Raw genomic sequence first — 12,003 nt, 5'->3', positions numbered from 1 at the left:
CGAAACACTGTACTGAACAGGAATAGATATGGTCTTTACGGCGTCTCTTGCCTTAGGAGCAGCCCCGCAATGAGTCCCGTCACCCGCCTCGACACGCTCGGCGGCCGCTTCGGCTGGCTGTTGCTGCTCGTGGCCGCGTTGCTGGCGCGCAGCGTTGCGCCGGAAGGGTGGATGCCGGTGGTCAACGCCGCCGGCGGGATAGAGATCACCGTGTGCAACGGCGCCGGACCCGACGATGCGATGGTGCTGTCGCCCGACGGCAAGTTGCATCACAAGGCGCCGGGCAAAAACCAGCCCGGCGACCATGTTTGCGCCTTTTCGGGGCTGGGTATCGCCGACGCGCCGCCGTCGGTTATTGCCGACGTTGCGCCGATCACGTCGCCCGACGCCGCACCTGCGCTCGGCCCGATCGAGGCTGTGCCCGGCCGCGGCCTAGCCGCGCCGCCGCCGCCCGCCACCGGACCGCCTTCCCTCGCCTGAACCGACGCTGCCTCCGGCAGCTTGAGCGATTCAGTAAGGGGAATGATTGTGACTATTGCCAAGCGCACCCTGTGGTGCGCCTCGCTCGCCGCGATGGCGAGCGCCATCGCACTGCCCGCGCATGCCGCCGACGACACCACGCCGGGCGACGACCGCCGCGACGACATATTGATCACCGCACAACGCCAGCAACAGACGATCGAGAACGCACCCTCGACCCGCGCATCGATCGACGCCGACACGATCGCGCGGACGGTCAATGCGATGAATGTCGAGGACACGATCAAATATCTGCCCAGCCTGATCGTGCGCAAACGCCATATCGGCGACACCCAGGCGCCGCTGGCGACACGCACCAGCGGCCTAGGCGCCAGCGCACGCAGCCTGATCTATGCCGATGGCGCGTTGCTCTCGGCATTGATCGGCAACAACAACACCTCGGCCAGCCCACGCTGGAGCGCCGTCAGCCCGCAGGAAATCGCGCGGATCGATGTGCTCTATGGGCCATTCTCGGCGGCCTATCCGGGCAATTCGATCGGGGCGGTGGTAAATATCACGACGCGCCTACCCGACGATCTCGAGGCGACCGCGACCGCGGGGGTGAGCGTCCAGACCTATGACCTCTACGGCCGGCGTGATACCTATCCGGCCTATCAGGCTGGGGTGACGATCGGCGACCGTTTCGGCCCGCTGGCTCTGTTCGCGAGCTACGACCACGTCACGAGTCGGTCCCAGCCGATCGGCTATGTCACCGGCGCCGCGGGTCCGGGCGTGGTCGGCGCGATCCCCGACCGCAACCGAACAGGCCAGCCGATCACCATCCTGGGATCGAGCGGGATCGAGCGTCAGGGGCAGGATCGCCTCAAGCTCAAGGCCGCGCTCGACCTGGGCAGCGATATTCGCCTGACCTATGTCGGCGGCCTGTTCCTCAACCGGACCAATGCCAGCGCCGAGAGCTATCTAACGGCGACCGCAACCGGCCTGCCGGTCTATCCCTCGACCTCGTTCGCCAGCGGAACCTATGCGTCGCGCCAGCGCCACTGGTCGCACGCTGTGTCGCTCGGCGGATCGGGCGGCGGCATCGACTGGCAAGTGATCGGCACGCGCTATCGCTTCGCCGATGACGAACAGCGGGTGCCCACGGGCTCCCTGCCCGCTGCCTTGTCGGGCGGTAGCGGCAACATCACCCGGCTCGACGGCATGGGCTGGGACACGCTCGATGCCAAGGCGGCCTGGAGCCGCGGCGGCAATGTGCTCAGCGCCGGGGCGCATTGGGATCGTTTCGTGCTGGCGAGCAATCGCTATGCGACGACCGATTGGATCAAGGGAGCCGACGGCGTGCTGAACCAGCAATCGCTGGGCAAGACCCGCACCGCCGCCTTGTGGGCACAGGATGCGCTCGACCTGCTGCCCAGGCTGACGCTGGCCCTCGGCGGGCGCTACGAATGGTGGCGCGCTTATGACGGGGTCAATTTCTCGGCCTCGCCGATTGTATCCAATATCCAATCCGAACGCTCGACCGCCCGCTTCTCGCCCAAGGCGTCACTGGCCTGGAAGTCCACCGACAAGTGGAAGGTGCAGCTGTCCTATGGCGATGCCTGGCGCTTCCCCACGGTCGGCGAGCTCTATCAGCTCGTCACCAGCGGCGTGCTCGGCGCAGTCCCCAATCCCAACCTCAAACCCGAACACGCCCGTTCCACCGAGCTCGCGATCGAACGCAGCGACGCCAAGGGATCGATTCGCCTATCCTTGTTCAACGAGGTCGTGACCGATGCGCTGATCTCGCAGACCGGCACCATCCCGGCGGTCGGCGGCGGGACGCTGACCGCGAGCTTCGTCCAGAATGTCGATCGCACGCGAGCGCGTGGCGCGGAACTGGCCGTCGTTCGCAACGACCTGATTCCCCGCCTCGATTTGTCGGGCAGCGTGACTTATGCCGATGCCACGACGCGCGCAGATCCTGCTCTTCCGGCGGCGGTCGGCAAGCTGATCCCGACGGTGCCGCGCTGGAAGACGAATGCGGTCGCGACCTGGCGACCGGTCGACGGCGTGTCGCTATCGGCGGCAGCGCGCTATTCGAGCCGGATGTACGGCCAGCTCGATAACAGCGACGCGGTCGGCAACACCTATCAGGGTTTCTACAAATTCTTCGTCGTCGACCTGCGTGCGCAATTTGTCGTTGCGAAGAAGTACTTGCTCGGGTTGGGCGTAGATAATGTCAACAATGACAAATACTTCCTGTTCCACCCCTTCCCACAGCGCAGCCTCCACGCCGACCTGACGATCAAGCTATGAGCGTCAGGCTACCCGGCTCGCGCTGGTACAATACCGTCTGGCGCTGGCATTTCTATGCGGGGATGTTCTGCGTCCCGTTCGTGCTGTGGCTGGCGATCACCGGCAGCATCTACGCCTGGCGGCCGCAGATCGAGGCGTGGCTCGACCGGCCCTACGATTCGCTCGTTCCCACCGCGACCCGCGCGATGCCCGAAGCGATCGCCGCGGCCGCGGTGGCGGCGGTGCCGGGATCGCGGCTGCACAAATACGAGCTGCCGCCATCGGACAGATCGGCCGTGCGCGTGCTGGTCGGCGCCGACAGCGGGGATCGACGTGTCTATGTCGATCCCTACAGGCTCAGGCCGCTCGCGGTGGTGATCGACGACAACCGACCGATGCAAATCGTGTCACGCCTGCACGGCGAACTGCTCGCCGGCGCGTGGGGCAGTTATATCGTCGAGATCGCGGCCTGCTGGACGCTCGTGATGATCCTGACCGGCCTGTATCTCTGGTGGCCGCGCGGGCGGAAGGGTTTGGCGGGCGTGCTTTATCCGCGCCTGTCGGGCGGCCGCCGATTATTCTGGCGCGACCTGCACGCGGTGACGGGCATCTGGGTGTCGCTGCTCGCGCTGTTCGTGATCTCCACCGGCCTGCCATGGGCGAAGGCATGGGGCAGCTATTTCAAGGAGATACGAACGGTGACCGGCACGCTCGACGGGCCGGTCGATTGGACGATCGGCGGCCGCAAGCTGTCGGATGATCCGATGCTCGGCGAGCATGCCGGCCATATCGGCATGACGATGCATCCCCAGGGTGTCCAGCCGGGGGAGCTGAATCGCGCCGTCGCCGCAGCGAATGCGCTCCACTTCACGCCGCCAGTGCTCGTCTCGCCGACGGGCAATGAACCGCATGGCTGGACCGTCGCGTCCGATGCCGCGAATCGTCCGCTGCGCGCACAGGCGGTGATCGATGGTGCGACCGGAGCCGTGCTCGCGCGCAAGGGTTTCGCCGAGCGCCACTGGATCGACCGCGCCGTCGGCTACGGTATCGCCACACACGAAGGCCAGTTGTTCGGAATCGCTAACCAATCGCTGATCACCCTGGGCGCGCTGATGCTGATGACGTTGAGCATATCGGGAGCGGTGTCCTGGTGGCGGCGACGGCCATCGGGCCGGCTGGGCGCACCGCTGCCGCTCTCGCGTCCCCGCTTCGGCACAGCGCTGATCGTCGCGATCGTTGCGCTTGGGCTGGCGATGCCCCTGTTCGGCGTGTCGCTGCTGGTGGTGCTGGCAATCGAGCGCGGACTGAAACGTTGGTCTGGCATCGCCCGTTGGTTGGCATTGCGAACGATCCGAGCCTAACCTTCCAGCGCCGCGCAGCACGGCTGCGATCTCCAGCCTATCGCCAAAAAAAGAAAACGCCGCCCCTGCCCGGAGGCAGGAGCGGCGCTCTTTAGTCAGTCGATCGGCTAGATCAGAACTGGAAGTTCACCGTACCGATGAAGGCACGCGGGCTGCCAATCTGAACGAACGGCGCGTTGAACACGGTCGTCGACCCACCAGTGAAACCGCCAACATAGAATTTGTTGAACACGTTCTGGACGTTGACCTGGAAGAAGGTCTTGTCGTTCAGGCCCAGGAAGGCGAGATTCAGGCGCGCGTCGATATCAACGGTGCCGTAAGCAGGCGTCTTCGCGGGGAAGACCTGAAAAGCGGTACCGCCGACGCAGGTCTGGTTCACGATCGAGCCGGTGCACTGCAGGTTCGGAAGATTCTGGTCGTTCAGATAGCGCGGCCCGGTAACCTTGCCTTGCACACCAAGCGACACCGGACCGACATCACCCTGCAGGCGCAGGCCGTACGTATAAACTGGCGAACCAGATTCGCGCTTGCCGGCGGTCTGAGCGAGGATCGGCTGACCGAGCGTCGTGCAATTCGCCGTCGTGGTGGTCGTGCACTTGCCGAGCTCGACGTTGTTCTTGATCTCCGACTTCAGGTACGAACCCCAAGCGTAGATCAACAATTCGCGGACCGGGCGATAGGCAAAGCTGCCGTCGATACCGTACTTATCAACGCGACCGAGGTTGCGATAGATCGTCTGATCCGAAACCACGTCGTACGCGCTCGCCAGACGGTTGGTGAACCGCGTGTACCACGGGCTGATCGTCGCCTGGATCTTGCTGGTGGTATAGCGAACACCAGCGTCGAAGTTATCCGAAGTTTCCGGATTCGGATTTGCCGCCGGATTGTTGGCTGCATAGAAATAGTCCTGGTACAGATTGTCGGTACCCGGGACCTGCAGACCCTTCGAATAATTCACGTAAGCGGTCAAGCCGCCCCCGAACTTGTAGGTCGCACCGGCGTTCGGCAGCACGCGGTTGTAGGTATACTGACGGAAACCGATCGCGCCCGCGTTCGGGTTCGCCGCAGCATAAATCGCGTTGGCGGCGTCATTTCCACGACCCAAGCAATCGACATTGCCGCTGGCCGAGGTGGTGAAGCAGAAGTTGTGCAGGTTACGCTTGAACCAGGGCGCACGGACGCCGAGATTCACGGTCAAGCCGCCAAACGTGCCACGATATTCACCCGACACCTGGTCGAGCACGGCGAACGACAGACGGTCGCGCTTTTCAACGATGTTGCCGTTCTTGTCGCGGATCGGGCTGTTGATCGGAAAGACGTCGAACGGCTGACCATTGGCCTGAAGATAGCCGAGTTCGCCGGTCTGACGGTGACGCCCATAGTCATGCGAGTAGCTGATACGGACCGAGTTGTTGTCGTTCAGGTCGTAACGCAGCGACGAGATCAGGCCGTAACGGTGGGTGACGGTCTGGCTCGGCGCGAGCAGCGTCACGCGATCAAGCGTGTCCCCGTCGCCGTTCAGGTCGTGGCCGATATAGTAGGAGCCGCCGACGAACCCGTAGAGCGGCGTGGTGATCGCACCGCGCGTCGCGGTGGCGGTTTGGGTATAGCCGTTGCCCTCAATACCGGTGACGGTGCCGCCGCCATTCGCCTTGACGTACTGGAAGCTGGGTTCGACCGTCAGGACGAGACCCTTCGCCAGGGTGAAGCGCGAGCTGATGCGGATGTTACCGGTGTTCGACGGGTTGTAGCGCTCATCGAAGCTGGTGCCGCACGCAATGCCATTGTTGGAAGCGCCCGGCGCATTGACGATAGCTGGCGAATCGACGAGGCCCGCCCGCGCGGGCGACGTCTGGCAGCGCGCGATCGGATAAGGCAGTTCGTCGCGGTCGAATGGGAAGCGGTTGTTCGTGCCAGTGCCCGCCGGGCGCGTCCCGCCGGTCGATGTCGTCAGATCTTGCCGCAGCGGCGCCGATCCGAAGAAGTTGTTGCGGTTGACGTTGTAATTAGCCGCGATCGAGATGAAGTCGCCGTTCGAGCCGATCGGCTGGTAGATGCGACCGTTATACTGCGCCTTGCGGATCTTGCCGAAGTTGTTGAACACCACATTGTTCTCGGCGTGGCTCATCGACAGCCAGGCCTTGGTCCCGAACTTGGTGAACTCGCCCGTGTTGATCAGGCCGAAAATGCGGAAGAAGTTGTAATCACCGATCGAGCCCTGAAGGCGCGCGCCAAACTCGTTGGTCGGCATGATCGTGCGATAATTGACGGTCGAACCCGAGGCCGCGGCGGTCGGGCTGTCGACGTCGGTCGAGCCGTAGCTGACATTGACTTGCTCGATCAGTTCGGGGTCGAGCTGCTGGTTCGAATAGAGCGCATAGTTGCCGGTGTCGTTCAGCGGCACGCCGTCGAAGGTCAGGCCGATACGCGAGGAGTCGAAGCCGCGGATGGTCAGCGTGCCGCCGCCCGAACCGAACGGATCGTTGTTCTGGAAGCTGACGCCCGGCAGTGCATTGATCGTGTCGAGAATCGAGTTGCCCGGGGTCTGGCGCGAAATGAACTGCTGGTTCAGCACGCCACGTGCCTTGGTCGTGTCCGGAATTTCAACGCCGCCGACGCCCTTGGTCTTGGTCGCGGTGATGACGATGTCGCCTTCGAAGTCCGCCGAACCGGCCGACTGCGCAAAGGCCGCCCCCGGAAGCATGATCGCGGCCGCAGCCACGCCAATAAGAAATTGAGTCCGCATTATATTCCCCTTTGGGCGTGAGTCGCTGATTAGCGCGGCGTTGTTTCACCGTCGCGAGGGCCCATGGGGACTGAATATTTCCGTTAGATGACAACGCAAGAGCGCAGCGATTTTACTGTGGATTAAGTCATGCTGCGTTGCAAAAAAGCATCATCCCGCGTCCGCGACGATTGCGGCCCATCCGGCCTCATCCATGACTTCAATATTGAGTTCGGCCGCCTTCTTGAGCTTTGAGCCGGCACCGGGGCCGGCGACGACCAGGTCCGTCTTCGCCGACACCGATCCCGACACGCGCGCGCCGAGCGCTTCGGCCTGGGCCTTGGCCTCGTCGCGGCTCATCGTCTCGAGACTTCCGGTGAAGACGACGGTCTTGCCGCTGACGCGTGATTCGCGCGCCTTGAAGACGAAGGGCGGTGGACTGACCTCCGCCAGCAGGTCATCCCACACCGCGCGGTTGTGCGGCTCGTGGAAGAAATCGGCGAGGGCGTTGCCGACCGCGGCACCGACATTGTCGACGCCGATATGCTCGGCGATCGCCTTGTCGCGCCGCGCGCGGAATTTCTGCTCGTCTTCCGCCAGCGCAGGGTCGATGCTGTCGCGGAGCGCGATGATCTCGTCGGCCAGCGCCTTGATCTCCGGCAGCGTAGCATGGCGCTTCAGCAAGTCGCGCGCGGTGACCACGCCGACATGCCGGATGCCCAACCCGAACAACAGCCGCACCGGATCGGGCGCGCGCTTGGCCTCGATGGCGTCGAGCAGGTTGTCGACCGACTTCTCCTTCCATCCCTCCCGGCCGAGCAGTTCCTCGCGATGCGCGGCGAGGCGGAAGATGTCGGCAGGCTCGGCGATCCAGCCGAGATCGAGGAATTCGCGGATGGTCTTGTCGCCCAGCCCTTCGATGTCGAGCGCCCCGCGGCTGACGAAATGGCGCAGCCGCTCCTGTCGTTGCGCCGGACAGATCAGCCCCCCGGTGCAGCGGATATCGACCTCGCCTTCCTCCGCCAGCGCTTCCGAATTGCATTCCGGGCAATGGGTCGGGAAGGTCCAGGGACCGCGCGGTTCGTCGCGTGTCAGATTCTCGACTATCTGCGGGATGACGTCGCCCGCGCGCTGCAGCACGACGCGGTCGCCCGGCCGCACGCCCAGCCGCGCGATCTCATCGGCATTGTGCAACGTCGCGTTGGTCACGACGACGCCGCCGACGGTCACAGGCTCGAGCCGCGCGACCGGGGTCAGCTTGCCGGTCCGCCCGACCTGGATGTCGATTCGCTCGAGCGTGGTCTGCGCGCGCTCGGCGGGGAATTTGTGCGCCAGCCCCCAGCGCGGCGCGCGGCCGACAAAGCCGAGGCGCGCCTGCCAGTCGAGCCGGTCGACCTTGTAGACCACGCCATCGATGTCGAACGGCAGGTCGGCGCGCTCGGCTTCGATCGCTTTGTAGGTCGCCAGCGCCTGGTCGAGCTTGCCGCCCGGCTGAAACTGGCGCGTGACCGGAAAGCCCCAGCCGCGAATCGCGGCAATCACTGCCGATTGCGTGTCCCCCGGCAGCGCGCTGGCGTCTCCCCACCCCCAGGCAAAGAAGCGCAATGGACGCGATGCGGTGACGGCCGCGTCCTTCTGGCGCAGCGATCCGGCCGCAGCATTGCGGGGATTGGCGAATTGGCGCGCTTCCTTGCCGGTGTCCTCGGCTTCGGCGAGCAAGCGCGCGTTGAGCGCGGCGAACGCCTGTTTCTCCATATAGACTTCGCCGCGCACCTCGAACACGTCAGGCGCCCCGGCGGGAAGCGCGGCCGGGATATCGCCGATCGTGCGGACATTTGCGGTGACGTCCTCGCCGATCTGACCGTCGCCGCGCGTCAGCGCCTGGACCAGCCGCCCCTTTTCGTAGCGCAATGAGCAGCTCAGCCCGTCGATCTTGGGTTCGGCGGTCAGCGCGATCGTGTCGCCCTCGCCCAGATTGAGGAAGCGGCGGACACGGCCAACGAAATCGCCGACTTCCGTATCGTCGAAGGCATTGTCGAGGCTGAACATCGGCCGCGCATGCGCGACCTTGGCGAGGTGCCCGGCGGGCGCGGCACCGACCTTGCGGCTGGGCGAATCGTCGCGGACCAGATGCGGGAACGTCGCCTCGATCGCGTTGTTGCGGCGCATCAGCGCGTCATAGTCGGCGTCCGAAATCTCCGGCGCGTCGTCGGCATGATAGAGCCGGTTGTGGTGCGCGATCTCCGCCGCTAGCCGTTCGAGTTCCTGGGCAGCGGCTTCATCGTTGGCGGGCAGCGGAATCGTCATGCGCCTTTCTTTAGCAGTCAATGCGGCGCAGGAAACCGGGCCGCTCGCCGCAATTGCGCCATGCGCGTCCGTCAAGTTCGATGGCGATGCTGATCGTCCTCCTCGCGATGCAGGCGGCGCCCGTCACCGGCGAGCGGACAATCTATTCCGGCAATGATCTCAACCGGTTCGACTTGGCCAAAGCCAAACCCAAAGCCACCGAGAATGCGTGCGGCGTCGACAATCCCGGCGAGGACATCGTCGTCTGCGCGCGCCGCAAGATGATGGACATCGATATCAGCCGGATGCCCAGTTTCGCCGAAAAGCCGGTCCGCTCGGTCGTCGACCTGCCCGGAGGTGCCAAAGCCGGTGTCGGCACCACGGCGCGTGAGGTCGGCGGGTTCACCTCTAAGGCGATCATGGCGAAGGTGAAGATTCCTTTCTGACCGGCCTAATGCCCGACGACCGTCGCCACCACGAGGACGACAATCCCGGCCAGCGACAGCAATGACAGCCGCACCGTCCGCTCGATCCAGAATGAGCGCCGCCGCGTGAGCGCCAGCGTGGCCGCGATTTCGCGCGAAAAGGTGCTGAAGTCGGCGACATAGCCCCAGCGCGCGCGAAACAGGAAGAGGCAGATCGCGCTGGAACCGGCAAGCAATCCCATCAGTAGCAAGACCGGCACCATATGCACCGTCGCGATGTCCAGCTTCGCCGTGGCTCGCGCGATCAGGCCGACAAAGGCGAGGATCAGGCCATCGAAGGCAAGGATACCGCGCGCCTTGGTCAATTGCCGGTCGACGATGCGGTCGACATAGGCGACCGCCGCATCGCCATAACTGGGATGATCGTCGATCGCACCGTCATCGCTCTTTTCGTATCGCGCCGTGAGCGCTTCGTGATGTCCTTCGGTGCCGCCGGGAATGTCGGGAAACCACGTCATCGCCCAGATCGTCGCGGCGATCAGCACGACGGCGAAGATCAGGTCGAACGTTCCCATTATACTGCGCCGACCTCCCAGGCGGCGGGCGAGCGACGCAACGCAGTCATGCCGCCTCGAGCAGGCGTTCGGCTTGCGCCCGCGCCTCGTCGGTGATGGTGGCCCCCGATAACATCCGGGCAATCTCCTCGCGCCGCGCCGCGCTGTCGAGCGCGCTCACGCCGGTGCGCGTCACCAGACCGTCGGAGGATTTGGCGATGAAATAATGCTGTCCGCCGCGCGCCGCGACTTGCGGGCTGTGCGTGACCACCAGCAATTGCGTGCGATCGGCCAGCCGCGCGAGACGTTCGCCGATCGCCGACGCGACCGCTCCGCCGACGCCGCGATCGATCTCATCAAAGATCATCGTCGCCGCCCCGCCCTCCTCGGCCAGGCTGACCTTGAGCGCGAGGATGAAGCGCGACAATTCGCCGCCCGAGGCGATCTTGGTCAGCGGCGCGAACGGCGCGCCGGGATTGGTCGCGATCTCGAATTCGACGCGATTCTTGCCGCCCGGACCCCATTGCTCGTCGGGCAAGGTCTCGATCATCGTGCGGAATCGCGCGGCATCGAGCTTGAGCGGGGCAAGTTCGCCGGCCACCGCCGCGTCGAGCCGCGCCGCTGCAGCATGGCGTTCGGCGGACAGCGCGTCGGCCGCCGCTTCATAGGCGGCGCGCGTCTCCGCGACCCTGCGGTCGAGGAGAGCCAAGCCTTCCTCCCCCGCTTCAATTGTCGCGAGCCGGCCGGCCATGTCTTCGGCGAGCTGCGCCAATTCATCGGGCTGGACACGATGCTTGCGCGCCATCGCGCGGAGATCGAACAGCCGCGCCTCATCCTCTTCGAGCGCGCGCGGATCGAACATCAAAGCGGCGCGTGCGGCCGCGAGCTGATCCTCGGCCAGCGCACCCTCGTTGATCGCGCGATCGAGCGCCGCCAGCGCCTCGCCCAGCGCGGGATGCGCATCGGCGACACGCTCAAGCACGCGCGCGGCCTGACGCAACCGGGCGAGCCCACCATCGGAGCCCGCCAGATAGTCGTCGAGCGCCACCATATCCTCGGCGATTTTCTCGGCGCGCTGCATCGAGCGTCGGCGCTCGGCCAGCACCTCCTCCTCGCCGGGTTCGGGTGCCAGTTGCCGCAGTTCGGCGACGGCATGCGCCAGATAGTCGCGGTCGCGCGCGGCTGCATCGATCTCCGCGCGCGCCACCGCCAGCGCATCCTCGGCATCGCGCCACGCGCGATAGGCCTGCGCCACCACCCCGGCATGGCAGCGCCCGAACGCGTCGAGCAAGGCGCGGTGGCCGCGCGGATTGAGCAGCCCGCGATCGTCATGCTGGCCGTGTACCTCGACCAGATATTGCGCCAGTTCGCGCAGCAACCCGGCCGAGGCCGGCTGGTCGTTGACGAACCCGCGACTGCCGCCATCGGCCTTGACGATACGGCGAATGATCAGCGGCTCGCCCGGATCGATCTCGAGCGCATTTTCGGCGAGCAGCGAGGCGATCGGACCGCCATCGTGGGGAGTATCGAAGCTGGCGGTGACCACCGCTTGCGCCGCGCCCTGGCGGACCAGCCCGCTATCGGCCCGTGCGCCGAGCGCGAGCCCCAGCGCATCGAGCAGGATCGACTTGCCCGCGCCGGTCTCTCCGGTCAGCACGCCCAGCCCGGCGCCGAAATCGAGTTCGAGCGCTTCGATCAGCACAACGTCCCGAATGGCGAGCGAGGTCAGCATCGCGCCATCCTTAGCGGCAAAAATGATGCCGGGTCATCATGCTAATTTGCCGCTCGCGTACCGCTTTTCCCTTCGCCGGCTTGCGGGAGAGGGAGGGGCCCGCCGCCGTAAAGCGGTGGGAGGGTGAGGGTCTTCTTTCTTCTTTTTAAGAGAGAGCCGGCCGGAA

General features: G+C 65.2%; 8 protein-coding genes. 4 read left to right on the top strand and 4 right to left on the bottom strand.

All coding sequences use genetic code 11. From position 1 onward, the window contains the following. Nucleotides 1-69: 69 nt before the first annotated feature. The 3 genes from SAS01S_RS12870 to SAS01S_RS12860 are packed head-to-tail and all read left to right on the top strand — an operon-like array spanning nucleotide 70 to nucleotide 4,115. A complete protein-coding gene (locus tag SAS01S_RS12870; RefSeq protein ID WP_066808738.1) occupies nucleotides 70-480 on the top strand; it encodes a hypothetical protein in 411 nt (136 codons plus the stop codon). A gap of 48 nt (nucleotides 481-528) precedes the next feature. Further along, a complete protein-coding gene (locus SAS01S_RS12865) occupies nucleotides 529-2,775 on the top strand; it encodes a TonB-dependent receptor (protein WP_066808805.1) in 2,247 nt (748 codons plus the stop codon). Next, nucleotides 2,772-4,115, top strand: a complete 1,344-nt coding sequence (locus SAS01S_RS12860; protein WP_066808736.1) for a PepSY-associated TM helix domain-containing protein — start codon at nucleotides 2,772-2,774, stop codon at nucleotides 4,113-4,115. Before SAS01S_RS12865 ends, SAS01S_RS12860 begins: the two co-directional genes overlap by 4 nt. 112 nt (nucleotides 4,116-4,227) lie before the next feature. On the opposite strand, the gene SAS01S_RS12855 is transcribed toward SAS01S_RS12860, so the two are convergent. Then, nucleotides 4,228-6,861: a TonB-dependent receptor gene (locus tag SAS01S_RS12855; protein ID WP_066808733.1), complete on the bottom strand. Its 2,634-nt coding sequence runs from the start codon at nucleotides 6,859-6,861 to the stop codon at nucleotides 4,228-4,230. Nucleotides 6,862-7,011: 150 nt separating this feature from the next. Further along, nucleotides 7,012-9,147 (bottom strand): NAD-dependent DNA ligase LigA, encoded by a 2,136-nt coding sequence (ligA, locus tag SAS01S_RS12850; RefSeq protein ID WP_066808730.1) that lies wholly within the window; start codon nucleotides 9,145-9,147, stop codon nucleotides 7,012-7,014. Nucleotides 9,148-9,167: 20 nt separating this feature from the next. On the opposite strand from ligA, the gene SAS01S_RS12845 reads away from it, so the two are divergent. Beyond that, nucleotides 9,168-9,572 (top strand): hypothetical protein, encoded by a 405-nt coding sequence (locus tag SAS01S_RS12845; RefSeq protein WP_157082807.1) that lies wholly within the window; start codon nucleotides 9,168-9,170, stop codon nucleotides 9,570-9,572. 5 nt (nucleotides 9,573-9,577) lie between these two features. On the opposite strand, the gene SAS01S_RS12840 is transcribed toward SAS01S_RS12845, so the two are convergent. Together SAS01S_RS12840 and recN are read right to left on the bottom strand one after the other, a co-directional pair. After that, entirely contained in the window at nucleotides 9,578-10,126 is a 549-nt protein-coding gene (locus tag SAS01S_RS12840; protein WP_066808718.1) for a hypothetical protein, read from the bottom strand. Between the two features lie 46 nt (nucleotides 10,127-10,172). Then, the gene (gene recN / locus SAS01S_RS12835) at nucleotides 10,173-11,837 is read right to left on the bottom strand and encodes a DNA repair protein RecN (RefSeq protein ID WP_066808714.1); all 1,665 of its coding nucleotides are present in this window, start codon (nucleotides 11,835-11,837) and stop codon (nucleotides 10,173-10,175) included. Nucleotides 11,838-12,003 lie beyond the last annotated feature (166 nt).

It is taken from the genome of Sphingomonas asaccharolytica NBRC 15499 (assembly GCF_001598355.1).
In the GTDB taxonomy this organism is placed as follows: Bacteria; Pseudomonadota; Alphaproteobacteria; order Sphingomonadales; family Sphingomonadaceae; genus Sphingomonas; species Sphingomonas asaccharolytica.
This window is presented reverse-complemented; position numbering and strand designations above follow the sequence as displayed.